Genomic DNA, 23,308 nt, shown 5'->3' with positions numbered 1-23,308 from the left:
TCGGCGCCTCCAGGGGCCGGCACCGGCTCCGAGACTGAGGATGACGATGAGCGAGTTCACCAAGGCCCCGGGCCTGGTCCTCCTGCCCGCGATCGACGTGGCGGGCGGCAGGGCCGTGCGGCTCACGCAGGGCGAGGCCGGGACCGAGACCAACTACGGCGACCCGATCGACGCCGCGGGCGACTGGGCCGACCAGGGCGCGGAGTGGATCCACCTCGTCGACCTCGACGCCGCCTTCGGCCGCGGCGACAACCACGGCATCATGAAGAAGGTCATCCGGCAGGTGAAGGGCGTCAACGTCGAGCTCTCCGGCGGGATCCGCGACGACCGCAGCCTCGAGTCCGCGCTGAGCGCCGGCGCGAAGCGCATCAACCTCGGCACCGCGGCGCTCGAGAACCCCGAGTGGGCCGCGAGCGTCATCGCGCAGTACGGCGACCAGATCGCCGTCGGTCTCGACGTCCGGGGCACCACGCTCGCCGCGCGCGGCTGGACCAAGGAGGGCGGCGACCTCTGGCAGGTCCTCGACCGCCTGGAGGAGGCCGGCTGCACCCGCTACGTCGTCACCGACGTCACGAAGGACGGCACGCTCAAGGGCCCGAACCTCGAGCTCCTCGAGCAGGTCATGGCCCGCACCCACCGCCCCGTGATCGCCTCGGGCGGCATCTCGAACCTCGACGACATCGCCGCTCTGCGCGACCTCGTGCCCCAGGGGCTCGAGGGCGCGATCGTCGGCAAGGCGCTGTACGCGGGCGCGTTCACGCTCGCGGAGGCCCTGGATGTCGCATCCGAGTGAGCCCCGCCCGCTCCCGGCGCATCTGACCGACTCGGCCGGCACCCCCTGGGCGGGCCGGCACTTCGAGCCGAGCGCAGCGCCGGAGGACGACGGAAGCGCCCCGGAGGCGCTGGTCGCCGCGCTCGAGTCCTTCGCCGGTGGCACTCGCGGCCCGGAGGCCGTGGTCGACGCGATCCGCACGTCCCGCCTGCTCATCCCGCTGGTCGCCCGCCTCGGCGAGGAGGCGGAGGGGGTCGGGGGACTCCGGGCGGACAAGACGCAGGAGCTCGCGATCGTCACGGTCGCCGGACCCGACGGCCGCACGGTGCTCCCTGTCTTCAGCGGCGTCGAGAGCATGCGCCGATGGGACCCGGCCGCCCGTCCCGTCCCGGTCGACGGGCGCCGTGCGGCCCTGGCGGCCGTCGCGGAGGGCACCGAGGTGATGGTCCTCGACCCCGCGTCCGAGCGGGAGTTCGCGGTCCGGCGCCCGGCGCTCTGGGCGATCGCGGAGGGCGGCGACTGGCGGCCGGCCCCCGCCGATGCGGAGGTGCTCCGGGCTCTGCGCGCGGCTGCGGAGGGGGAGCGGGCGGTCGCCTCGCTCGAGGTGCGCGCGGGAGACCCGGAGCAGCGCCTCGCGGGCCCCGAGCTCGTGGTGGTCCTGAGCCTGCGCCCGGGGCTCGATCAGGACGCGCTCGGCGCCCTCGTCGCGCGCCTGGGGGAGCGGTGGGCGGCCGACGAGACCGTCGCGCAGCGCGTCGACTCGATGACGCTGCAGCTCGCCGCCGCCCACTGACCCCCGATCAGGTGACCGGGCCGGTCCACTTCTCGCCCGGGCCCTTGCCGATCGGGTCGGCGATGGGGGACGCCTCACGGAACGCGAGCTGGAGGGTGCGGAGGCCGTCGCGCAGGCTCCGGGCGTGCATGTCGCTGATGTCGGGCGCCCCGGCCGTGACCAGGCCCGCGAGCGCGTTGATGAGCTTGCGCGCCTCGTCGAGGTCGACCTGCGCTCCGGGCTCGTCGGCGAGTCCGCACTTGACGGCGGCCGCGCTCATCAGGTGCACGGCGGCGGTGGTGATGATCTCCACCGCCGGGACCTCCGCGATGTCGCGGGCGGCCTCCACGTCGGAGGCTCCGCCGTCCTCGCCGAATCGTCGCGTGTAGTCGTCGTCGTACTGGGCCATGGGTCCTTCGTTCGTCGTGCGTGGTGGAGGGGCGCGGCCGCCGGAGCAGCGGATCGAGGGGCGGCCGGATCCGCTCTGTCGGGCGGGCCGCCGGTCTGCTATGGTTGTCCGGGCTCCGAGGCATGTCCTCGGTTCGAAAGTGGAGATTCTCCCACCCGCGCTTGACCGCTTCACAAGGTTACCGGGTCAGAAGCACTCCGCCCCCGAGGGTCGTCAGACCACCGGAGGCAGGGCTGCGGCTCTCGAGGTCCGCCTCGGGAATCGCGTCACAGGGTGCGAGCGCCGTGCTGCAGGCACGACGTGGACGGGACGATCACCTCTCTCGGGTGCGCTGGAGAAGACTCCGGCAGCGCAGCTGCACTCACCGAGATCAGAGGAGAAACGCAATCAGCGATCCCCGTACCAACGACCGTATCCGCGTCCCCGAGGTCCGCCTCGTGGGTCCCGCAGGAGAACAGGTCGGCGTCGTCAAGATCGAGGTCGCCCTGCGACTCGCGCAGGACGCAGACCTGGACCTGGTCGAGGTCGCCCCCAACTCCAAGCCGCCCGTAGCCAAGATCATGGACTACGGGAAGTTCAAGTACGAGCAGGCTCAGAAGCTCAAGGAAGCCCGTCGCAACCAGGCGAACACGATCCTCAAGGAGGTCCGTTTCCGCCTGAAGATCGACAAGCACGACTACGAGACCAAGCGCAAGCGCGCCGAGGGCTTCCTGAAGGCCGGCGACAAGGTCAAGGCGATGATCCTCTTCCGCGGTCGCGAGCAGTCGCGCCCCGAGATGGGCGTCCGTCTGCTCCAGCGCTTCGCGGAGGACGTCGCCGAGTTCGGCCAGGTCGAGTCCACCCCGACCATCGACGGTCGCAACATGGTGATGGTCATCGGCCCGCTGAAGAACAAGTCCGAGGCGAAGGCCGAGGCCAATGCGGTCCGCGCCGCTCGTCGCGAGGCCAACACCCCCGAGGACACGGCCGAGGCCGAGTCCGTCTAGTACTTCGCCGCCCCGGCCTCGGGGCCGGTGGACGCCCCGCTCGCGGGGCACCGGTTTCGCCCCGCCGAGCGCGGAGTGACGTTCACAAGGAGAGAACATGCCCAAGATGAAGACCCACTCGGGTGCCAAGAAGCGCTTCAAGGTGACCGGCTCCGGCAAGGTCATGAAGCAGCAGGCCGGCATGCGCCACAACCTGGAGTCCAAGTCCAGCGTTCGCACGCGCCGCCTCAACCAGGACCAGGTCCTCGCCCCGCAGGACGCCAAGGTCGCCAAGAAGCTTCTCGGTCTGTAGCCCACCGCCGGCGCAGCCCGCTGCGCCGCGTGGTCGCTACTCAGCCGACACGGATCGATAGGAAGAAACAGCAATGGCAAGAGTGAAGAGGGCCGTCAACGCCCACAAGAAGCGTCGCGTCATCCTCGAGCGCGCCTCGGGCTACCGCGGCCAGCGGTCGCGCCTCTACCGCAAGGCGAAGGAGCAGGTCACCCACTCCCTCGTCTACTCGTACCGCGACCGCCGCGCCAAGAAGGGCGAGTTCCGTCGTCTCTGGATCCAGCGCATCAACGCCGCGTCCCGCGCGAACGGCCTGACCTACAACCGCTTCATCCAGGGCCTCGCCCTGGCCGGCGTCCAGGTCGACCGCCGCATCCTCGCGGACCTCGCGATCACCGAGCCGGCCACGTTCGCCTCGCTCGTCGCGACCGCGAAGAGCGCGCTGCCCGCCGACACCTCGGCGCCCAAGGCCGCAGCGTAGTCAGCACGGCTTCCCGGAGGGGGTCGCGACCGAGAGGTCGCGGCCCCCTCCGTCGTCCGCAGGCCCTCCCGCGCCGTGTCTGCGGGGGCGGCGATCACCGCGCCGATAGGCTCGCCGCATGCTCGACAACCCCCGCTCTCCCCGTGTCCGCTCCGTGGCGAAGCTCACCCGCCGCCCGGCCCGGCTCGAGACGGGGCTCTTCCTCCTCGAGGGCCCGCAGGCACTCTCCGAGGCGCTGCAGTACCGACCGGAGCTGATCGTCGAGTCGTTCGCGACTCCGACCGCTCTGGAGCGGCACCCCGAGATCGTCGCCGCGGCCGCCGAGGCGGAGGTGGAGATCGAGTACGTGACCGAGGACGTCCTCGACGCGATGGCCGACACCGTCACTCCGCAGGGCTTCGTCGCGGTCTGCCGTCAGTTCCCCACGTCGCTCAAGGACGTCGTCGCCTCCGAGCCGCGCCTCGTGGCGGTGCTCGAGGAGGTCCGCGATCCGGGCAATCTCGGCACGATCATCCGTGCCGCCGACGCCGCCGGCGCTGACGCGGTCGTGCTGTCCGGCCGCTCGGTCGACCTCTACAACCCCAAGGTCGTGCGCTCCACGACCGGCTCGCTCTTCCACCTCCCGGTCGCGGTCGGCGCCGACCTCGCCGACGTGCTGGGCCGGCTCCGCGGCGTGGGACTGCGCTCCGTCGCGGCCGACGTGAAGGGGGAGGACCTGCTCGACGTCCGCGCCCGCGGGGACCTCGCCCAGCCGACCGTCTGGGTCTTCGGCAACGAGGCGCGCGGCCTCGAGGACGAGTCGCTCGCCCTCGTCGACGGCGTGGTCGCGGTGCCCATCTACGGGGCGGCGGAGTCGCTCAACCTCGCGACCGCGGCCTCCGTCTGCCTGTACGAGAGCGCCTTCGCGCTGCGTTCCTGAGAGGAACCGGGCCGAGGGTGCTGCGAACCTGGGGAACAGGGCGCGTTGTTACCCTTCGGTTAAGAATTCCCTCATGATTTGACCGGCCCATCCCCGTGTGCTTCTCTGACGGCATGGTCACAGCCCCGCAAGACGAGCGCGCCGCCGCTCCCGCCGGTGAACCCCTCGTCGTCCTCTCCGGGGTGCAGAAGCACTACGGCGACTTCCAGGCTCTGAAGGACATCGATCTGACGGTGCACCGGGGCGAGGTCGTCGTGGTCCTCGGCCCCTCCGGATCCGGCAAGTCGACGCTCTGCCGCACGGTCAACCGGCTCGAGACGATCTCGGGCGGCACCATCACCATCGACGGGCAGAAGCTCCCGGAGGAGGGCAAGGGCCTCGCCGCGCTCCGCGCCGACGTCGGGATGGTCTTCCAGTCGTTCAACCTCTTCGCGCACAAGACGATCCTCGAGAACGTCACCCTCGGCCCGATCAAGGTCCGCGGGCTCTCCCGCAAGGACGCGGAGGCCCAGGCCACGGCGTTGCTCGACCGGGTCGGCGTCGGCCACCAGGCCGCCAAGACCCCGGCCCAGCTCTCCGGCGGGCAGCAGCAGCGCGTCGCGATCGCGCGGGCGCTGGCGATGAAGCCCAAGGTGATGCTCTTCGACGAGCCGACCTCGGCGCTCGATCCCGAGATGATCAACGAGGTCCTGGACGTGATGGTCGGGCTCGCCAAGGACGGGATGACGATGATCGTCGTCACCCACGAGATGGGATTCGCCCGGAAGGCCGCCGACCGCGTCGTGTTCATGGCCGACGGCGAGATCCTCGAGGACACCGACCCGGAGTCGTTCTTCACCGCGCCCCGCACCGACCGGGCCAAGGACTTCCTCTCCAAGCTCATCACGCACTAGAAGCGCGATCAGCAGCCACCAGGCAGGTCGGACCCGTGACCCGGGAGCCGACCTGACATCGCCCGCTCCGGCGGGCCGAACCCCAGGAAGGACGATCATGCGCACCAGGCTCATGTTCATGACCGCGGGACTCGCAGCAGCGACCCTCGCCCTCGCCGGCTGCTCCGGCGACTCCGGAACCGCCGGCGGCGGCGCCGGTGGAGGCTCCGAGGGAGGGACCTCCGCGTACGAGGTCGCCTCCGACGTCACTCTCGAGGGCAGCCCGACCTTCGACGCGATGACCGCGGACGGCAAGGTCGTCATCGGCGTCAAGGAGGACCAGCCGGGGCTGGGCTACCTCGACGCGGCGACCGGCGAGCGCTCCGGCTTCGACATCGAGATCGCGAAGTGGACCGCCGCCTCGCTCGGCTTCGCGGCCGACGCCATCGAGTTCAAGGCGATCCCGTCGGCCAACCGCGAGGCGTCGATCGTGAACGGCGACATCGACTACTACGTCGGCACCTACTCGATCACCGACAAGCGCAAGGAGCAGGTCGGCTTCGCCGGACCCTACTTCGAGACCGGCCAGCAGCTGCTCGTCGCGGCCGACAACGACACGATCACCGGACCGGACGACCTCACCGCCGACACCACGGTGTGCTCGGCCACCGGCTCCACCCCGATCCAGAACATCCGCACCAACTACCCCGAGGTGAAGACCGAGGAGTTCGACACGTACTCGCAGTGCGTGGACGCCCTCGCCGACGGCACCGTCGACGCCGTCACCACCGACGGCGCGATCCTGATCGGCTACGCCGCTCAGCGGCCCGACGAGCTCAAGGTCGTCGGAGAGCCCTTCAGCACCGAGCTGTACGGAATCGGCCTGCCCAAGGACGACGACGCCCTGCGCCACTTCGTCAACGGCATGCTGACCGACGGCGGCGAGACCTGGAGCGCCATCTACGACGAGACGCTCGGCCAGTCCGGCACGACCGTCACCCAGCCGGCGGTGAACGACTACTAGGAGGCGCCCCGGGCGGCCCGACCGCCGCCCGGGGGTCCCCTCTCCTCGACCACCACCACCGCTCCGACAGAAGGGCCAGCCGCATGGATGTCCTGTTGAACAACCTCGACGTCTACGTCCCGGCCTTCGGCAACACCCTGATCCTCTTCAGCGTCTCGCTCGTGTTCGCCCTGCTGATCGGCACGGTGGTCGGCGCGATGCGCGTCTCGCCCGTCCCGATCGCCCGCGCGGTCGGCACGGTGTACGTGAACACCATCCGGAACACCCCGCTCACGCTGGTGATGTTCTTCTTCGCCTTCGGCTACCCCAAGCTCGACCTGCCGCAGGTGGACTACACGAACCTGGCGATCTGCGCCCTCAGCCTCTACACCGCGACCTACGTCGCGGAGGTGCTGCGCTCGGGCATCAACACCGTGCCGATCGGCCAGGCCGAGGCCGCCCGCGCGATCGGCCTCGACTTCGGCCTCACGATGACGCAGGTCGTCCTGCCCCAGGCCTTCCGCTCCGTGATCCCGCCGCTCATGAGCGTCCTGATCGCGCTGCTGAAGAACACCACCGTCGCCGCCGGCTTCTCGGTCGCGGAGGCGGGCACCATCGTCCGCGTCCTCAACGAGCGCGGCGAGAACAGCCTCATCGTCGTCCTCTGGGTGGCCCTGGTCTTCGTGGTCCTGGTCACCCTGCTCTCGCTCGTCCAACGTCAGCTCGAGAAGAAGTGGAGGGTCGCCCGATGAGCTCCGTCCTCTTCGACAACCCCGGCCCCCGGGCCGTCGTGCGCAACCGCGTCATCGGCGTCGTCGTCGTCCTGCTGATCGCGGCGTTCCTCGGCTTCGTGGTCTGGCGCTTCGCGGAGTCCGGCCAGTTCGACGCCTCCAAGTGGCGCGCGTTCGGCTACCCGCTGGTCTGGCAGAGCATCGGCGGCGCCCTCGGCCGCACGCTCGCGGCCTTCGCCACGGCGGGCGTCGCCAGCCTCGTCCTCGGCCTCCTCCTGGCGATCGGCCGGCTCTCGGACCGGCGCTGGATCAAGGTCCCCGTCACGCTCTTCATCGAGCTGTTCCGGGCGATCCCCGTCCTGATCCTGATGATGCTGATGTACTACGGCCTGCCGTTCGCTGGCCTCAAGCTCAGCCCCTACCTCGCCGTCGTCATCGCCCTGACCCTCTACAACGGCTCCGTCTTCTCCGAGATCTTCCGCGCCGGCATCGAAGCCCTCCCGCGAGGACAGAAGGAGGCGGGCTACGCGATCGGCCTGCGCAAGTCCGGCGTGATGCGGCTCATCCTGTTCCCCCAGGCGATCCGCTCGATGCTGCCCGTGATCATCGCCCAGCTCGTCGTCGCCCTCAAGGACACGGCGCTCGGCTCGATCATCACCTACAACGAGCTGCTGTACTACGCGCGCTACCTGGGCAACCAGTCGAGCCTCGACAGCCCGATCATCCCGGCGGCGATCGTCATCGGAGCGATCTACATCGGCATCTGCCTCCTCCTCTCGGGGCTGGCGAAGTGGATCGAGATCCGCACGAAGAGCGGCGGACGCGGCGGCCGCACCATCGGCGGCCACCCCGCAGCCCGCGCGCAGACGGACACGCAGCTGATCGCTGTGCAGGATTGAACTGTGAGGATCGCCCGAGGGCGATCCTCACCGCGGTCGGCTTCCTGACGGGGTCGGGTTCCGCAGAGCGTCCTGCGTCCGGCTAGGAGGAATCGCTCGCACGCGATTCCTCCGTTCGCCTCGAGGGTCCGGCGATCGCTCAGCGCATCGAGCGGTGGTGCTCCGCTCCGGCGTCGTCGACGCGGAGGCGGTGGTGATCGGGGAGTCGCGATCGATCCGGGCGTCTTCTCGTCCTCCCGCCCGGCGGTGCCCCCCCTCCTGCCGGTCGAGCAGCCTCCGACCCCGGCGTAGCGAGAACCCCGCCCCTGCTGGTCGAGCAGCGCCGGCGGCGGGGCTTCGAGGGCCGTCGGCGCAGACGGTGGCCTGGCCGCGGGCGAGCGCGACGAGCACCGCGCGCGGGCGGCGGGAGGGGGCGGAGGCCCTCGCCTACACTGGGGGATCGTGTCAGACAGCAACCCGATCACCGATGAGGCCGTCTCCGCGGCGGTCGCCGACGCCCTCGCCGCCATCGGCGCGGCGGGCGACTCCGCCGCTCTGAAGTCCGCCCGAGCCGCCCACCTCGGCGAGGGGTCCGCCCTCGCCCGCCTCAACGCGCGGATGCGCTCCGTCCCGCCCGAGCACAAGGCGGCGTCCGGCAAGCTCGTCGGCGGTGCCCGCAAGCAGGTGGGCGACGCCTACGCCGCCCGCGAGGCCGAGCTCGTCGAGGCCGAGGACGCGGCCGCGCTCGAGGCCGAGCGCGTGGACGTCACCGCCGGTGCCAGCTTCGTGCGCCGCGGCGCCCGCCACCCCCTCTCGCTGCTCCAGGAGTCGATCGCCGACGTGTTCGTCGGGATGGGCTGGGAGATCGCGGAGGGGCCGGAGCTCGAGAACGAGTGGTTCAACTTCGACGCCCTGAACTTCGACGAGGACCACCCGGCCCGAGCCATGCAGGACACCTTCTTCGTCGACCCCGTCGACTCGCACCTGGTGCTGCGCACGCACACCTCGCCGGTGCAGATCCGCTCGATGCTCGAGCGCCCGCTGCCGCTCTACGTGATCGCTCCCGGACGGGTGTACCGCACCGACGAGCTCGACGCGACGCACACGCCCGTGTTCACGCAGTTCGAGGGCCTCGCCGTCGACCGCGGCCTGACCATGGCGCACCTGCGCGGCACCCTCGAGCACGTCGCGCGGATCCTCTTCGGCGACGACGCGCGCATCCGCCTGCGCCCGAACTACTTCCCCTTCACCGAGCCCAGCGCCGAGCTGGACGTCTGGCACCCGACCTTCGTCGGCGGTGCCCGCTGGATCGAGTGGGGCGGCTGCGGCATGGTGAATCCGAACGTGCTGCGCGCGGCCGGGATCGACCCGGAGGAGTACTCCGGGTTCGCCTTCGGCATGGGGATCGAGCGGACCCTGATGTTCCGCAACGACGTGAAGGACATGCGCGACATGGTCGAGGGCGACGTCCGCTTCAGCGAGCAGTACGGGATGGTGATCTGATGCGCATCCCGCTGAGCTGGCTGGGGGAGTACGTCGACCTCGAGCAGGACGTCACGACGGAGTCCGTGCACGCGGCCCTGGTGTCGGTCGGCCTGGAGGAGGAGGACGTCCACCGCTTCGAGGTGACCGGCCCTGTCGTCGTCGGCGAGGTGCTCGACCTCGCTCCGGAGCCGCAGAAGAACGGCAAGACCATCAACTGGTGCCACGTCCGCGTGGCTCCGGAGGGCGGGCGGGCCGCCGACGGCGGAGAGGACGTCCGCGGCATCGTCTGCGGAGCCCACAACTTCGCGGCCGGCGACAAGGTCGTCGTGTCCCTGCCGGGTGCGGTCCTGCCCGGGCCGTTCCCGATCTCCGCGCGGAAGACCTACGGGCACGTGTCCGACGGGATGATCGCCTCGAGCCGCGAGCTCGGCCTCGGGGACGACCACGAGGGCATCCTCCGCCTCGCCTCGCTCGGGCTCGACCCGGAGCCGGGCACGGACGCCGTCGCGCTCCTCGGTCTCGACGACGCCGCGGTCGAGGTCAACGTGACGCCCGACCGCGGCTACGCCTTCTCGATCCGCGGCATCGCCCGCGAGTACGCCCACGCCACCGGAGCCGCCTTCCGCGACCCCGCTCGGGCGCTCCCTCCGCACGAGCGCACGGAGACGGCGCCCGTCTTCCCCGTGTCCGTGGCCGACGAGGCGCCGATCCGCGGCCGTGTCGGCGCCTCCGTGTTCGTCACGCGCGTCGTCCGGGGCGTCGACGTCTCGCGACCGACGCCGCCGTGGATGCTCGCGCGACTGCGCCTGGCCGGCGTCCGCTCGATCTCGCTCGTCGTGGACATCACCAACTACGTGATGTTCGAGCTGGGCCAGCCGCTGCACGGCTACGACCTGGCGACCCTGCAGGGCGGCATCGTGGTGCGGCGCGCCGCGCCGGGGGAGACCCTCGAGACGCTCGACGGCCAGACCAGGCGCCTGCACGCGGAGGACCTCGTCATCGCCGACGACGGCGGGGCGATCGGCCTCGCCGGAGTGATGGGGGGCGCGCGCACCGAGATCTCGGACGCCACGTCCGACGTCCTGCTCGAGGCGGCGAACTTCGACCCGGTCTCGATCGCCCGGACGGCTCGCCGGCACAAGCTGCCGAGCGAGGCGTCGCGGCGCTTCGAGCGCGGCGTCGACCCCGAGGTGGCCTCGGTCGCCGCGGCCCGGGCGGTGCAGCTGCTGGTGGAGCTCGCCGGCGGCACGGCGGACGAGCTCGGCTCGGTCCTGGCCGACCCGCGCACGGCGGAGCCGGTCGAGCTGCCGGACGGCTACGTCGCAGGCCTCATCGGCGTGGAGTACACCCCGGAGGAGATCCGCGGCGCGCTCGTCGAGATCGGCGCCTCCGTCGAGGCCGGCGGAGCGGGCCTGCTGGTGACTCCGCCGAGCTGGCGCCCGGACCTCGTCGACCGCGCCTCGCTCGCGGAGGAGGTCGCCCGCATCACCGGGTACGACCGCATCCCGGCGATCCTGCCCGTCGCGCCTCCCGGCCGCGGTCTGACCCCGGGCCAGAGGCTGCGCCGCACCCTCGCCCAGGCGCTCGCCGCCGCGGGTCTGACCGAGGTGCTCTCGTACCCGTTCCTCTCGCGCTCGATCAACGACCGGCTCGGCTCGGTCGACGGGGAGCCGCAGGAGCAGATCACGCTCGCCAACCCGCTCGACGCGACCGCGGGCCAGCTGCGGATCTCTCTGCTGCCGGGTCTCGTGCAGGTCGCGGCCCGCAACCGCTCGCGCGGCCTGACGGATCTCGCGGTCTACGAGATCGGCTCCGTCTTCCTCCCGGCCGCCGGCGGCCCGTTCGGCTCCGGGGCGCTCCCTGCGGGCGGGGCGCGTCCGTCCGCGGAGGTCGAGGCCGAGCTGAACGCGGGCATCCCACCGCAGCCGCGGCACCTCGCGGCGCTGCTCACGGGTGCCGCCGTCGTGCGCCAGCCCGGTGTCGCCGGCCGTGACGTCGACTGGCGCGACGCCCTCGACGTGGTCCGCGAGGTCTCCGCGGCGACCGGCACCGAGCTGGTGCTGCGCCAGGGGGCCCACGCCGCGCTGCACCCGGGTCGCACCGCCGAGGTCGTCCTCGACGGCGCGGTCATCGGCCACGCGGGGGAGCTGCTCCCGGCGCTCGCCGAGGAGCTCGACCTGCCGCGCCGCGTCGCCGTGGTCGAGCTCGACCTGGAGCCGCTGCTCGCGCGGGCCGGGAGGGTCGTCGTTGCCCGCCCGGTGGGCGCGCTGCCCGCCGCGACCCAGGACCTCTCGCTCGTCGTACCGGTCGGCACCGCGGCCGCCGACGTGCGCGCCGCCGTCGCCGAGGGGGCGGGCGAGCTGCTCGAGGCGATCCGCCTGGTCGACGACTACCGCGGCACCGGGCTCGCCGAGGGGACGAAGTCGCTGACGTTCGCGCTGCGCTTCCGCGCGCCGGACCGCACGCTCACCGCGGCCGAGGCGACGGCCGCGAAGGAGAACGGCGTGGCCGTGGCGGCGGAGCGCTTCGGCGCCCGACTCCGCGAGTGAGGCCGGGGGTCCCGTCCGGCTCGGCCGGGCGGGGCCCCGCACCCGCACCGGCTAGGCTCTCGGGCATGACTTTCTCCGTGGCGGTGGCCGGTGCGAGCGGCTACGCGGGCGGCGAGCTGCTGCGACTGCTCGCCGACCACCCCGAGTTCGAGGTGCGCACGGTGACGGCGCACGCCAACGCGGGTCAGCCCCTCATCGCCGTGCACCCGCACCTCCGCTCGCTCCGCGACCTCGTCCTCGTCGACACGACGACCGGGAACCTCGCCGGGCACGACGTCGTCTTCCTCGCCCTCCCGCACGGGAAGTCGGGCGAGATCACCGCGACCCTCCCCGAGGACGTCCTCGTCGTCGACTGCGGCGCCGACCACCGCCTGACCGACCCGCAGGACTGGGCCGACTTCTACGGGGGCGACTTCGCCGGGGCCTGGCCCTACGGGCTGCCGGAGCTGCTGATCGGCGGCGGCGGACGCAAGCAGCGCGAGGCGCTCGCCGGAGTGCGGCGCATCGCCGTCCCCGGCTGCAACGTCACGGCGATCACGCTCGGCCTGGCCCCCGGCCTGCACGCCGGAGTGATCGAGTCGTCGGACCTCGTCGCGGTCCTCGCCGTCGGACCCTCGGGTGCGGGCAAGAGCCTGCGGACCGACCTCCTCGCCAGCGAGCTCCTCGGCTCCGCGCACGCCTACGGCCTCGGCGGAGCGCACCGCCACAATCCCGAGATCCGGCAGAACCTCCTGCTCGCCGGAACCGGACCCGTCTCGATCTCGTTCACCCCGGTCCTCGTGCCGATGTCCCGGGGCATCCTGGCGACCTCGACCGCGCGCCTCGCTCCCGGCGTCTCCGCGCAGGACGTGCGCGCCGCGTGGGAGACCGCCTACGGCGACGAGACCTTCGTCCAGCTGCTCCCGGAGGGCTCCTTCCCCCGGACGGCCGACGTGGTGGGGGCGAACACCGCTCTGATCGGACTCGCCGTGGACGAGCGGGCCCGCCGCGTCGTGGTCGTCTCGGCCATCGACAACCTGGTCAAGGGCACCGCGGGCGCGGCCGTCCAGTCCACCAACATCGCCCTGGGACTCCCGGAGTCCCTCGGCCTGAGCGTGAACGGAGTCGCGCCGTGAGCGTCACCGCAGCAGCAGGGTTCCGGGCGGCCGGAGTCGTCGCCGGGCTGAAGTCGACCGGAGCGCGCGACGTCGCGCTCGTGCAGAACCTCGGCCCGCTGCAGAGCGCCGCCGCGGTCTTCACGAGCAACCGCTGCAAGGCGAACCCCGTCCTCTGGAGCGAGCAGGTGATGCGCGACGGCGTCGTCTCGGCGATCGTCCTCAACTCCGGCGGCGCCAACTGCTACACGGGTGCTCAGGGCTTCCAGGTCACCCACCGCACCGCGGAGCTCGCGGGCGAGAGCCTCGAGGTGTCCGCCGGCGACGTGCTGGTGTGCTCCACCGGGCTGATCGGCGACCAGCTCGACCTCGCGAAGCTCACCGCCGGCGTGACCGGCGCCTCCGCCGAGCTCGCCGGGGGACCCGAGGCGGGCGAGGCGGCCGCCCGCGCGATCATGACCACCGACACGGTCCCGAAGCAGGCGGTGGTCCGTTCCGAGCAGGGCTGGAGCATCGGCGGCATGGCCAAGGGCGCCGGGATGCTCGCGCCGGGTCTGGCGACGATGCTGGTCGTGATCACGACCGACGCGGCCCTCGAGTCCGCCGCTCTCGACACCGCCCTGCGTGCCGCGACCCGCGTCACCTTCGACCGCCTCGACTCGGACGGCTGCATGTCGACGAACGACACCGTCGCACTGCTCGCGAGCGGCGCCAGCGGCGTCGAGGCCGACGCCGACGAGTTCACCGCGGCCCTGACCGCGGTCTGCCGCGACCTCACCGTGCAGCTGCAGGCGGATGCGGAGGGCGCCGCCCACGACGTCGCGATCCGCGTGCTGAACGCCGCGACCGAGGACGAGGCCGTGGTCGTCGCCCGCGCCGTCTCCCGCAGCAACCTGTTCAAGGCCGCGATCTTCGGCAAGGATCCCAACTGGGGCCGCGTCCTCGCCGCCGTGGGCACGACCGATGCGCAGTTCGACCCGTACGGCATCGACGTCGCGATGAACGGGGTGCAGGTCTGCCTCGCGGGCGAGCCGCACGAGAGCCGCGACCTCGTCGACCTCGCCCCTCGGGAGGTCGCCGTCGACATCGACCTGCACGCCGGCGACGCGACGGCCACGATCTGGACCAACGACCTCACGCACGACTACGTGCACGAGAACTCCGCGTACTCGAGCTGAGGCGGCCATGAGCGACGACACCACTCTCTCGGCCGAGAGCCGCGCCGAGCGCGACGCCGCGCCCGGGAAGGCCGCGACGCTCATCGAGTCGCTGCCCTGGCTGCAGAGCTTCCACGGGCGCACGATGGTGATCAAGTTCGGCGGCAACGCGATGGTGTCGGAGGAGCTGCAGCGCTCCTTCGCCCAGGACATGGTCTACCTGCGCTACGCCGGGATCCGCCCCGTGGTCGTCCACGGCGGCGGGCCGCAGATCTCGCGGATGCTCGACCGGCTCGGGATCGAGAGCGAGTTCCGGGGCGGCTACCGGGTCACGAGCCCCGAGGCGATGGAGGTGGTGCGGATGGTGCTCACCGGCAGCATCAGCCGCGACATCGTCCGCCGGATCAACGAGCACGGCCCCCTCGCCGCCGGCATCTCCGGTGAGGACGCGGGCCTCTTCGTCGGCCGCCGCCGCGGTGTCGTGATCGACGGCGAGGAGCACGACCTCGGACTCGTCGGAGACGTGATCGCTGTGGACCCCGCCGCCGTCCTCGCTCAGCTCGAGGCCGGCCGGATCCCGGTCGTGTCCTCGATCGCCCCCGATTCGGACGACCCCACGCAGTCGCTGAACGTCAACGCCGACGCCGCCGCCGCCGCGCTGGCCGTCGCGCTCGGCGCCGAGAAGCTCGTCGTCCTCACCGACGTGGCCGGCCTCTACTCCGACTGGCCCGACCGCGAGTCGCTCGTCTCGCACATCCGCTCGGACGACCTCGCGGCTCTGCTGCCCTCGCTCGAATCGGGCATGATCCCCAAGATGACCGCCTGCCTCGACGCCGTGCGCGGGGGAGTGCCCAAGGCCGCCATCATCGACGGCCGCATCCCGCACTCGATCCTGCTCGAGGTGTTCACCTCGGAGTGCATCGGCACCGAGGTCGTCGCCTCGCTCGACCCCCGCGACCGGGAGCGAATGTCGGGCCGCTGATCCTCAGCGGCCCCGGCTCCGAGCGCCCGTCCCGTCCGGGACGCGCGCACCGTCGGCCCTCGCGGCCGGACCGCTCCGATCGAAAGGCCACCATGTCCACCCCCACGACCGCGTCCCGCACCGGCTCGGCGCGCGACCGCTACTCCGCCGCGATGATGCAGACCTTCGCGCCGCCGCTCGCCGTGCTCGAGCGCGGCGAGGGCTGCCGGGTCTGGGACGTCGACGGGCGGGAGTACCTCGACTTCCTCGGCGGCATCGCGGTCAACTCGCTCGGCCATGCGCATCCCGTGTTCGTCGAGGCCGTGACGCGCCAGGCCGGTGCGCTCGCCCACGTCTCCAACTACTTCGCGACCGCCCCGCAGATCGAGCTGGCCGAGACCCTGCGCCGCCTCACCGGGGCCGGGGAGACGGGCCGCGTCTACTTCGCCAACTCGGGCACCGAGGCCAACGAGGCGGCCTTCAAGCTGGCGCGGCTGAACGCGGCCGGCGGCCGGCACCGCGTCCTGGCGCTGCAGAACGCGTTCCACGGGCGGACGATGGGCGCGCTCGCGCTGACCGGCAAGGCGGCCATGCGCGCGCCGTTCGAGCCGATGCCGGGAGGGGTCGAGCACCTCGAGGCGAGCATCGAGGCCCTCGAGGCGGCTCTCGACGAGTCCGTCGCCGCGCTGATCGTCGAGCCCATCCAGGGGGAGGCGGGCGTCATCCCGCTGCCGGCCGGCTACCTCGAGCGCGCGCGGGAGCTCACCCGCGAGCACGGCGCGCTGCTCATCGTCGACGAGATCCAGACCGGGGTCGGGCGGACCGGACGCTGGTTCGCCTACCAGGAGGCGGGAATCCTGCCCGACGCCGTCACCCTGGCCAAGGGGCTCGGCGGAGGCTTCCCCGTCGGAGCGCTGGTGACCTTCGGCGAGGCGTCCGACCTCCTGCAGAAGGGCCACCACGGCAGCACCTTCGGCGGCAATCCGCTCGCGACCGCCGTGGCCGGAGCCGTGCTCGCCGAGATCGAGCGCGCCGACCTTCTCGGCAACGCGCGGGAGCGCGGGGCGCAGATCGTCGACGCGCTGACCGCTCTCGACTCGCCCCTGATCGGAGGGGTCCGCGGCGCGGGCCTCCTCCTGGGCATCGCCCTGACCCGGCCGGTCGCCGCCGATCTCGCCGCCGCCTGCCTCGACGCCGGCCTGATCGTGAACGCGGCGAACGACTCGAGCATCCGGCTCGCGCCTCCGCTCGTGGTGACCGCCGCCGACGTCGCCGAGTTCGCCGAGCGCTTCGGCCGCGCACTGCAGACCCTCTGACCCCGTACATCCACCGAAAGCGACCAGCACCGTGACCCGCCACTTCCTCCGCGACGACGACATCACTCCCGCCGAGCAGGCCGAGATCCTCGACCTCGCCCTCGAGCTCAAGCGCGACCGCTTCTCCCGGAAGCCCCTCGCCGGGCCGCAGACCGTCGCCGTGATCTTCGACAAGTCCTCCACGCGCACCCGTGTCTCCTTCGCGGTCGGCATCGCCGATCTCGGCGGCAGCCCCCTGATCATCTCGACCGCGAGCAGCCAGCTCGGCGGCAAGGAGACCGCCTCCGACACGGCGCGGGTCCTGGAGCGCCAGGTCGCCGCCATCGTATGGCGCACCTACGCGCAGTCGGGCCTGGAGGAGATGGCGCGCAGCACGCGCGTGCCGGTCGTCAACGCGCTCTCGGACGAGTTCCACCCGTGCCAGCTCCTCGCCGACCTGCTGACCATCCGCGAGCACCGCGGTCACCTCGCGGGACTCACGCTCACGTTCTTCGGCGACGGAGCGAGCAACATGGCGCACTCGTACCTCCTGGCGGGGGCCACGGCCGGCATGCACGTCCGCATCGTCTCCCCGGAGTCGTACTCGCCGGACGCGGCGGTCCTGGCCGATGCGCAGCGCATCGCCGCGACCACCGGCGGATCGGCGATCACCACGACCGACCCCGACGAGGGCGCGGCCGGCTCCGACATCGTGATCACGGACACGTGGGTGTCGATGGGCAAGGAGGACGAGAAGGCGGCGCGCGTCGCGACCTTCGGCGCCTACCGGGTCGACGCCGCCACGATGGCCGCTGCCGCTCCCGACGCGCTGTTCCTGCACTGCCTGCCCGCGGACCGCGGCTACGAGGTGACCGCCGACGTGATCGACGGCCCGCAGAGCGTGATCTGGGACGAGGCGGAGAACCGCCTGCACGCGCAGAAGGCCCTGCTCGTGTGGCTCCTGGAGCGCGCCGGCACCGCCGACGCCGCTCAGTAGACTCGACAGCCGAACCCGAGGAGAACCATGACGGAACGACCCTCCGCCCGCGCGGGCGAGGCCGGAGCCCTCTGGGGCGGCCGCTTCGCCGGCGGCCCCTCGCCCGAGCTCGCCGCGCTCTCGAGGTCGACCCACTTCGACTGGCAGCTCGCCCCCTACGACCTCGCCGGCTCCCGCGCCCACGCCCGGGCGCTCGCCGGAGCGGGCTACCTCGACGACGCCGAGCTCACCGCGATGCTCGCGGCGCTCGACCGGCTCGAGGCTGCCGTCGCCGATGGGAGCTTCGCCGCCGACGAATCCGACGAGGACGTGCACGGCGCCCTCGAGCGCGGCCTGATGCTCGAAGCCGGTCCCGAGCTCGGCGGCAAGCTCCGCGCGGGGCGCTCGCGCAACGACCAGATCGCCACCTTCGTCCGGATGTACCTCCGCGACCACGCGGCGCTCGTCTCGGAGCTGGTGGTGCAGCTCATCGACGCCCTCGCCGCGCAGGCGTCGGCGCACCCGACGGCGATCATGCCCGGGCGCACACACCTCCAGCACGCTCAGCCCGTGCTCCTCGCGCACCATCTGCTCGCCCACGGCTGGGCGCTGCTGCGCGATCTGGAGCGCCTGCGGGACTGGGCCGTCCGGGCGGACGTCTCGCCCTACGGCTCGGGCGCCCTCGCCGGCTCGACCCTCGGCCTCGACGCCGAGGCGGTCGCCCGCGATCTCGGCTTCGCGTCGAGCGTGCCGAACTCGATCGACGGGACGGCCAGCCGCGACCTCGTCGCCGAGTTCGCCTTCGTCACCGCCATGATCGGGATCGACGTCTCGCGCATCGCGGAGGAGGTCATCCTCTGGAACACGCGGGAGTTCGCCTTCGTCACGCTCGACGACGGCTACTCGACCGGGTCCTCGATCATGCCGCAGAAGAAGAACCCCGACATCGCCGAGCTCGCCCGGGGGAAGTCCGGCCGGCTGATCGGCAACCTCACCGGGCTGCTCGCGACCCTCAAGGCGCTGCCGCTCGCCTACAACCGCGACCTGCAGGAGGACAAGGAGCCGGTCTTCGACTCGGTGACGACCCTCGAGGTCCTGCTGCCCGCGTTCAGCGGCATGATCGCGACCCTCACCTTCCACACCGACCGGATGGCGGAGCTCGCGCCCCAGGGCTTCTCCCTCGCGACCGACGTGGCCGAGTGGCTCGTGAAGAAGCACGTGCCCTTCCGGGACGCCCACGAGATCACCGGTGAGCTGGTCAAGCTGGCGGAGTCGCAGGGGAGGGGGCTCGAGGATCTCGACGACGCCGCGCTCGCCTCGGTGTCGCCGCTGCTCACTCCAGACGTGCGGTCCGTCCTCAGCATCGAGGGATCGGTGGCGAGCCGGGACGGTGTCGGCGGCACGGCTCCCGACCGCGTCGCGGAGCAGCTCGCCCGGCTGACCGAGCGCGTCCGGGTCGTGCGCGGATCCCTCCGAGGGGAACGCCCGTGACTCTTCGAGGAGCGCCGGGCGACGACGGCCGTCCGCCGCTGCGCCCCTGGCAGCAGCGGACTCTGGTGCTCGTCGCCGCAGTCGTGATCGTCGCGGTGATCGTGATCACCCTCGTGTCGGGCCAGAGCTTCTTCTGAGCGCCGACCTCCCCGACCTCGCGCGCTCGGCCCTCGAGGTGGCACCGGAGCTGCTCGGCCGCGTCCTCCTGCGCCGCACGCCGGAGGGCGTGGTCGGCGTCCGGCTGACCGAGGTCGAGGCGTACCTCGGAACCGGTGAGGATCCGGGCTCGCATGCGCACCGCGGACCGACACCCCGGACGGCTCCCATGTTCGGTCCGCCCGGGTCCGTGTACGCGTACTTCACCTACGGGATGCACACCTGCGTGAACATCGTCTGCTCCCCGGCGGGCACGGCGTCGGCGGTGCTGCTGCGCGCCGGCGAGGTCGTATCGGGGGAGGATCTCGCGATGATCCGGCGCGGACCCGTTCGCAGCCGGGATTTGGCCCGCGGACCCGCACGGCTGGCGAAGGCCCTCGGAGTCCGTCTCACCGAGTCGGGCGACCCGCTCGAGGCGGCGTTCGAGCTGCTGCCGGGGGAGAGGCCGTCCTCCGTGGCGGCGGGCCCGCGCACCGGAGTCTCGGGCCCGGGCGGCGGGGACGACTTCCCGTGGCGCTTCAGCATCCCGGGCGACCCCACCGTCTCGCCCTACCGGAGAGCAGTGCCCCGGCGGCGGCCCGGAGCTCAGCCCGCGAGGTAGAGCCGGGCGAGAACGCCGAGAGCCGCCGCCCAGGCGAGGCTCGCCAGCGTGCCGATGATGAACCGCTCGCGCGCTTCCGGGGAGGCGAGCTCGCTGAAGCGGCCGACGCCCTTGATCGCCACCACGACCGCGATCCCCTCGGGGAGACCGCTCATCAGTGCGCCGGCCGTCGCGATCCGCTCGAGGACCCCGATCGTCGTCCCCCCGCGCAGCACCTCGATCGGCTGGCCGATCGCCGAGGGCGCGCTCCCGGCGGCGGGGCGAGAGGTTCCGGCGACCATGATGCCGCCGTGGCTGCCGCTGCGGGAGTCGGCCGTCGCGAGCCGGAGGGTGAGCAGCACGACCGGCCCGCCGCCCGCGATCGCCAGCGCGAAGGCCAGCACCGCCACCAGGACGGAGTGGATCGGGGGCGCGGACGGTCCGGCGACCGCCGTGAGCAGGAAGGCGGCGGCCGCCGCCACGAGGGGGATCCAGGCGAGCTGCGGACGGCGAAGGCGCACGGCGAGCACCGCACCGGCGAGTCCGGCGAGCAGCACGAGCACCACGCCCGTCCACGAGGCGGACTGCAGCGCGGAGGCGAGGAGCAGGGCGGGGGATCCGGGGGGTGCCGTCATCGGGGTGTCCTCTCGTCGGTGGGGTCGAGCGTACGGTCGACCACTGTCAGCAGGCGCGCGAGCGCGTCACGGGCGGGAGCGTCGACTCGAGCACTCGCCGCGCGGACCCGGAGGCTGACCGCCTGCGGGCTGACGGCGAGGCGCTCGGCCGCATCCTTCTGGGAGAGGCCGCTCTCGAGCAGGTCGACGATCTGCCAGCCGGCCTCGGAGCGCGCGTCGCGCAGCAGGAGGAGCGGATCGATCAGCGCCTGGACGTCCACCGGTGCCGGCGCCGCCGTTCCCGGTGCGTCCGGATCGAGGGAGAAGCGCGTCGGCCGGCCCTTCGCCGCCTCGACCGCCCGGCGCGCCGCGAAGTACGCCTCCCCGGTCGCCGCTCTCGTGGTCGCGGGGAGTGGCCGGTCGACGGGGCCGATCCCGAGGCCGATGCTCCAGTGGCCGGTACGGTGCAGCTCGAGCACGAGCGCGACGACGGCATCGGCCCGGTCGAGCACGCACTGGAACTCGTCGCCCGCCGTCCGCTCCGGGGGCAGGACGAACGACGCCCGACCGTCGTCGATCAGGCTCGCGATCGCCTGGTCCACGCGGTCGTGGTCGTGCCTGCTGTCGCGCTGATCCGCGGTGATGACGAACATCGGACCTCCTCGATCAAGTATCGGCACTTGATCGCCCCGGATCAAGCCTGTGCGCTTGACTCCCGGAGACCGGCTCCTTCCCGCCGCGGTAGCCTGGTCGGGTGATCGACCAGCACCTCCCCGGGTCCGCGACGAGCCCGCGGCTCGACCCCGCCTTCGACTCCGTGTGGGACGAGCTGGTCTGGCGAGGCTCGGTGCACGTGTCGACCGATGCGGGAGCGTTGCGCGAGCTGCTGTCGGGGGAGCCGATCACCTACTACTGCGGGTTCGACCCGACCGCGCCCAGCCTCCACCTCGGGAACCTGGTGCAGCTGATCGTCATGCGCCGGCTCCAGCTGGCCGGGCATCGGCCGCTCGGGCTCGTCGGCGGCTCGACCGGGCTGATCGGGGATCCGCGTCCGACGGCCGAGCGGACGCTGAACTCGCGCGAGACGGTGACGGCGTGGGTCGAGCGCCTCCAGGCGCAGGTGTCCCGGTTCGTTCCCGCGGGCGGCGACAACGGGCTGCGCCTGGTCAACAACCTCGACTGGACCGCTCCGCTGTCGGCGATCGACTTCCTGCGGGAGATCGGGAAGCACTTCCGTGTGGGGACGATGCTCAAGAAGGACGCGGTCAGCGCCCGCCTCAACTCCGACGCGGGGATCAGCTACACCGAGTTCAGCTACCAGATCCTGCAGGGACTCGACTACCTGGAGCTCTACCGGCAGTACGGGTGCGTCCTGCAGACCGGCGGCAGCGACCAGTGGGGCAACCTGACGAGCGGGACCGACCTGATCCACCGCACGGAGGGCGTGTCGGTCCACGCGATCGGCACACCCCTGGTGATGAACTCCGACGGCACCAAGTTCGGCAAGAGCGAGGGCAACGCCGTCTGGCTCGACTCCGAGCTCACCAGCCCGTACGCGTTCTACCAGTTCTGGGTCAACACGGACGACCGTGACGTCGCCGACCGCCTGCGGATCTTCACCTTCCTGCCGCGCACGGAGATCGAGCGCCTGGAGAAGGCCGCTGCCGACGAGCCGTTCCGCCGGGAGGCGCAGCGCGCGCTCGCCTGGGAGGTCACGTCGCTGGTGCACGGAGCGGAGGCGACGCGCTCGGTGATCGACGCCTCGGCCGCGCTCTTCGGCAAGGGCTCGCTCGAGGGGATCGACCCGGTCATCCTCCGCGGCGCACTCGAGGCGGTGCCCTCGATGGAGGCGACCCCGGAGACGCCGGCGCTGCAGGCGTTCGTCGAGACCGGACTCGTCGCCAGCACGGGGGAGGCGCGGCGGGCTCTCGCCCAGGGCGGGCTCTCGGTGAACAACACCGCCCTCCCGTCCGAGACCGTCACGCTCGGCGAGCTCCCGTTGATCGATGGGATCGCCGTCCTCCGTCGCGGCAAGAAGAGCTTCGCCGGGGCCTTCGTCCGCTGACCGCGTGCCCGCTCTCCTCGAGCGGACGCGGATGATGACGGCGTCGGCGGTCTCATCAACACGGTGTCCCGTGTCCCGTGTCCGGTGTCCGGTAGCCGGTAGCCGGTAGCCGGTAGCCGGTAGCCGGTAGCCGGTAGCAGGTAGCCGGTAGCCGGTAGCAGGTAGCCGGTAGCCGGTGTCCGGTAGCCGGTGTCGGGTACCGAGTCGGACACTCAGCGACGCACGGCCCCTGAATCGCGACACGCCCGGGACGCAGGCGATTTGCCGCTCGGCCGAGGCCCGACGTAATGTAACTCCTCGTCACCCCAAAGGAGCGGCAAGCGGGAGTCAGGCGCAGAGCGTCGAGACCAGCTGGCCCACCTCAAGCGGGGACCATCCCCTCGCTCCCAGGCCTGTTAGAGATTCGTCTCTTGAAGACTGCGGGATCGCGAGCGTAAGATGCAAAGCCTCCACGGGACACGGTCCCGGCTTCGTTGCAAGGCCTCACGGCCGAGCCCGGTGCAGCGGTGCGGTCCTCGATCGTGCAGCGAACACCACGAAGAAGCCGGACTTGACACGGCCTGCGGATGTGCTAAGTTAGTCGAGTTGCCACGGAGGCGATCGGGACTTCGGTCCTGACAAGCCTAACCGGTCTCGGCAAGCAAGACAAATCGAGTGGCTCACGCCCTCGTACAGCAAACCTCGATCACTTTCGTTGTGAAGCACCGTTCTGGTGTGGAGGCGGGATGTGTCCGATTCTTGAGAACTCAACAGCGTGCACTATGTTCAATGCCAATTTTATACCCCGGCCT

24 protein-coding genes are annotated in these 23,308 nt (G+C 72.0%); 21 read left to right on the top strand and 3 right to left on the bottom strand.

All coding sequences use genetic code 11. The features are described 5' to 3' along the window. The first annotated feature begins 46 nt into the window (after window positions 1-46). On the top strand, window positions 47-793 hold the full coding sequence (priA, locus tag C5C99_RS12955; protein WP_104224506.1) for a bifunctional 1-(5-phosphoribosyl)-5-((5-phosphoribosylamino)methylideneamino)imidazole-4-carboxamide isomerase/phosphoribosylanthranilate isomerase PriA: 747 nt from the start codon (window positions 47-49) through the stop codon (window positions 791-793). Further along, on the top strand, window positions 777-1,565 hold the full coding sequence (locus C5C99_RS12950) for an SseB family protein (RefSeq protein WP_104224486.1): 789 nt from the start codon (window positions 777-779) through the stop codon (window positions 1,563-1,565). The genes priA and C5C99_RS12950 overlap by 17 nt, the downstream gene beginning before the upstream one ends. Before the next feature lie 7 nt (window positions 1,566-1,572). Here C5C99_RS12950 and C5C99_RS12945 read toward each other — a convergent pair whose 3' ends face one another. After that, window positions 1,573-1,953, bottom strand: a complete 381-nt coding sequence (locus C5C99_RS12945; RefSeq protein ID WP_104313470.1) for a DUF1844 domain-containing protein — start codon at window positions 1,951-1,953, stop codon at window positions 1,573-1,575. A gap of 437 nt (window positions 1,954-2,390) precedes the next feature. Between C5C99_RS12945 and infC the strand changes: the two genes are divergently transcribed. From infC to C5C99_RS12860, 18 genes are all read left to right on the top strand, one after another. After that, a complete protein-coding gene (infC, locus tag C5C99_RS12940) occupies window positions 2,391-2,939 on the top strand; it encodes a translation initiation factor IF-3 (RefSeq protein WP_374952931.1) in 549 nt (182 codons plus the stop codon). Window positions 2,940-3,036: 97 nt separating this feature from the next. Further along, entirely contained in the window at window positions 3,037-3,231 is a 195-nt protein-coding gene (gene rpmI, locus C5C99_RS12935) for a 50S ribosomal protein L35 (RefSeq protein WP_055793295.1), read from the top strand. 73 nt (window positions 3,232-3,304) lie between these two features. Next, entirely contained in the window at window positions 3,305-3,691 is a 387-nt protein-coding gene (rplT, locus tag C5C99_RS12930; RefSeq protein ID WP_104224487.1) for a 50S ribosomal protein L20, read from the top strand. Window positions 3,692-3,809: 118 nt separating this feature from the next. After that, a complete protein-coding gene (locus C5C99_RS12925; RefSeq protein ID WP_104224488.1) occupies window positions 3,810-4,610 on the top strand; it encodes an RNA methyltransferase in 801 nt (266 codons plus the stop codon). A gap of 113 nt (window positions 4,611-4,723) precedes the next feature. Continuing rightward, window positions 4,724-5,503, top strand: a complete 780-nt coding sequence (locus tag C5C99_RS12920; RefSeq protein ID WP_104224489.1) for an amino acid ABC transporter ATP-binding protein — start codon at window positions 4,724-4,726, stop codon at window positions 5,501-5,503. 97 nt (window positions 5,504-5,600) lie between these two features. Then, window positions 5,601-6,506 (top strand): glutamate ABC transporter substrate-binding protein, encoded by a 906-nt coding sequence (locus tag C5C99_RS12915; protein ID WP_181073455.1) that lies wholly within the window; start codon window positions 5,601-5,603, stop codon window positions 6,504-6,506. Between the two features lie 83 nt (window positions 6,507-6,589). Beyond that, a complete protein-coding gene (locus tag C5C99_RS12910) occupies window positions 6,590-7,237 on the top strand; it encodes an amino acid ABC transporter permease (RefSeq protein WP_104224491.1) in 648 nt (215 codons plus the stop codon). After that, window positions 7,234-8,115: an amino acid ABC transporter permease gene (locus tag C5C99_RS12905; protein ID WP_104340205.1), complete on the top strand. Its 882-nt coding sequence runs from the start codon at window positions 7,234-7,236 to the stop codon at window positions 8,113-8,115. Before C5C99_RS12910 ends, C5C99_RS12905 begins: the two co-directional genes overlap by 4 nt. Before the next feature lie 441 nt (window positions 8,116-8,556). After that, a complete protein-coding gene (pheS, locus tag C5C99_RS12900; protein ID WP_104272763.1) occupies window positions 8,557-9,597 on the top strand; it encodes a phenylalanine--tRNA ligase subunit alpha in 1,041 nt (346 codons plus the stop codon). After that, window positions 9,597-12,128 (top strand): phenylalanine--tRNA ligase subunit beta, encoded by a 2,532-nt coding sequence (pheT, locus tag C5C99_RS12895; RefSeq protein ID WP_104340204.1) that lies wholly within the window; start codon window positions 9,597-9,599, stop codon window positions 12,126-12,128. Before pheS ends, pheT begins: the two co-directional genes overlap by 1 nt. Before the next feature lie 65 nt (window positions 12,129-12,193). Continuing rightward, window positions 12,194-13,243 carry an N-acetyl-gamma-glutamyl-phosphate reductase gene (gene argC, locus C5C99_RS12890; protein WP_104340203.1) on the top strand — a complete coding sequence of 350 codons (1,050 nt, stop codon included), beginning with the start codon at window positions 12,194-12,196 and terminating at the stop codon, window positions 13,241-13,243. Then, on the top strand, window positions 13,240-14,400 hold the full coding sequence (argJ, locus tag C5C99_RS12885) for a bifunctional glutamate N-acetyltransferase/amino-acid acetyltransferase ArgJ (protein WP_104340202.1): 1,161 nt from the start codon (window positions 13,240-13,242) through the stop codon (window positions 14,398-14,400). The genes argC and argJ overlap by 4 nt, the downstream gene beginning before the upstream one ends. Window positions 14,401-14,407: 7 nt before the next feature. Next, a complete protein-coding gene (gene argB, locus C5C99_RS12880) occupies window positions 14,408-15,361 on the top strand; it encodes an acetylglutamate kinase (RefSeq protein WP_104340201.1) in 954 nt (317 codons plus the stop codon). Between the two features lie 92 nt (window positions 15,362-15,453). After that, entirely contained in the window at window positions 15,454-16,656 is a 1,203-nt protein-coding gene (locus C5C99_RS12875; RefSeq protein ID WP_104340200.1) for an acetylornithine transaminase, read from the top strand. Window positions 16,657-16,687: 31 nt separating this feature from the next. After that, window positions 16,688-17,632, top strand: a complete 945-nt coding sequence (gene argF / locus C5C99_RS12870) for an ornithine carbamoyltransferase (protein WP_104238645.1) — start codon at window positions 16,688-16,690, stop codon at window positions 17,630-17,632. Between the two features lie 27 nt (window positions 17,633-17,659). Continuing rightward, complete coding sequence (gene argH, locus C5C99_RS12865) at window positions 17,660-19,102, top strand: argininosuccinate lyase (protein WP_104250193.1); 1,443 nt, start codon at window positions 17,660-17,662, stop codon at window positions 19,100-19,102. Continuing rightward, on the top strand, window positions 19,099-19,239 hold the full coding sequence (locus C5C99_RS17185) for a hypothetical protein (RefSeq protein ID WP_160034127.1): 141 nt from the start codon (window positions 19,099-19,101) through the stop codon (window positions 19,237-19,239). Before argH ends, C5C99_RS17185 begins: the two co-directional genes overlap by 4 nt. Next, window positions 19,236-19,859 carry a DNA-3-methyladenine glycosylase gene (locus tag C5C99_RS12860; RefSeq protein ID WP_104340199.1) on the top strand — a complete coding sequence of 208 codons (624 nt, stop codon included), beginning with the start codon at window positions 19,236-19,238 and terminating at the stop codon, window positions 19,857-19,859. The genes C5C99_RS17185 and C5C99_RS12860 overlap by 4 nt, the downstream gene beginning before the upstream one ends. On the opposite strand, the gene C5C99_RS12855 is transcribed toward C5C99_RS12860, so the two are convergent. Next, window positions 19,844-20,473 carry a hypothetical protein gene (locus tag C5C99_RS12855; RefSeq protein ID WP_258059401.1) on the bottom strand — a complete coding sequence of 210 codons (630 nt, stop codon included), beginning with the start codon at window positions 20,471-20,473 and terminating at the stop codon, window positions 19,844-19,846. The genes C5C99_RS12860 and C5C99_RS12855 overlap by 16 nt on opposite strands. Continuing rightward, the gene (locus C5C99_RS12850) at window positions 20,470-21,105 is read right to left on the bottom strand and encodes a DNA-binding protein (protein WP_104340198.1); all 636 of its coding nucleotides are present in this window, start codon (window positions 21,103-21,105) and stop codon (window positions 20,470-20,472) included. The genes C5C99_RS12855 and C5C99_RS12850 overlap by 4 nt, the downstream gene beginning before the upstream one ends. Before the next feature lie 101 nt (window positions 21,106-21,206). Between C5C99_RS12850 and tyrS the strand changes: the two genes are divergently transcribed. Next, complete coding sequence (tyrS, locus tag C5C99_RS12845; RefSeq protein WP_104224503.1) at window positions 21,207-22,517, top strand: tyrosine--tRNA ligase; 1,311 nt, start codon at window positions 21,207-21,209, stop codon at window positions 22,515-22,517. The last annotated feature ends 791 nt before the right edge of the window (window positions 22,518-23,308 follow it).

Origin of the sequence: Rathayibacter sp. AY1C4, assembly GCF_002932195.1 — a bacterium.
Lineage (GTDB): Bacteria > Actinomycetota > Actinomycetes > Actinomycetales > Microbacteriaceae > Rathayibacter.
This window is presented reverse-complemented; position numbering and strand designations above follow the sequence as displayed.

Coding starts and splice junctions, on each gene's coding strand:
- priA (WP_104224506.1), top strand. CDS start 47: ATGAGCGAGTTCACCAAGGCCCCGGGCCTGGTCCTCCTGCCCGCGATC.
- C5C99_RS12950 (WP_104224486.1), top strand. CDS start 777: ATGTCGCATCCGAGTGAGCCCCGCCCGCTCCCGGCGCATCTGACCGAC.
- C5C99_RS12945 (WP_104313470.1), bottom strand. CDS start 1,953: ATGGCCCAGTACGACGACGACTACACGCGACGATTCGGCGAGGACGGC.
- rpmI (WP_055793295.1), top strand. CDS start 3,037: ATGCCCAAGATGAAGACCCACTCGGGTGCCAAGAAGCGCTTCAAGGTG.
- rplT (WP_104224487.1), top strand. CDS start 3,305: ATGGCAAGAGTGAAGAGGGCCGTCAACGCCCACAAGAAGCGTCGCGTC.
- C5C99_RS12925 (WP_104224488.1), top strand. CDS start 3,810: ATGCTCGACAACCCCCGCTCTCCCCGTGTCCGCTCCGTGGCGAAGCTC.
- C5C99_RS12920 (WP_104224489.1), top strand. CDS start 4,724: ATGGTCACAGCCCCGCAAGACGAGCGCGCCGCCGCTCCCGCCGGTGAA.
- C5C99_RS12915 (WP_181073455.1), top strand. CDS start 5,601: ATGCGCACCAGGCTCATGTTCATGACCGCGGGACTCGCAGCAGCGACC.
- C5C99_RS12910 (WP_104224491.1), top strand. CDS start 6,590: ATGGATGTCCTGTTGAACAACCTCGACGTCTACGTCCCGGCCTTCGGC.
- C5C99_RS12905 (WP_104340205.1), top strand. CDS start 7,234: ATGAGCTCCGTCCTCTTCGACAACCCCGGCCCCCGGGCCGTCGTGCGC.
- pheT (WP_104340204.1), top strand. CDS start 9,597: ATGCGCATCCCGCTGAGCTGGCTGGGGGAGTACGTCGACCTCGAGCAG.
- argC (WP_104340203.1), top strand. CDS start 12,194: ATGACTTTCTCCGTGGCGGTGGCCGGTGCGAGCGGCTACGCGGGCGGC.
- argB (WP_104340201.1), top strand. CDS start 14,408: ATGAGCGACGACACCACTCTCTCGGCCGAGAGCCGCGCCGAGCGCGAC.
- C5C99_RS12875 (WP_104340200.1), top strand. CDS start 15,454: ATGTCCACCCCCACGACCGCGTCCCGCACCGGCTCGGCGCGCGACCGC.
- argH (WP_104250193.1), top strand. CDS start 17,660: ATGACGGAACGACCCTCCGCCCGCGCGGGCGAGGCCGGAGCCCTCTGG.
- C5C99_RS12855 (WP_258059401.1), bottom strand. CDS start 20,473: ATGACGGCACCCCCCGGATCCCCCGCCCTGCTCCTCGCCTCCGCGCTG.
- C5C99_RS12850 (WP_104340198.1), bottom strand. CDS start 21,105: ATGTTCGTCATCACCGCGGATCAGCGCGACAGCAGGCACGACCACGAC.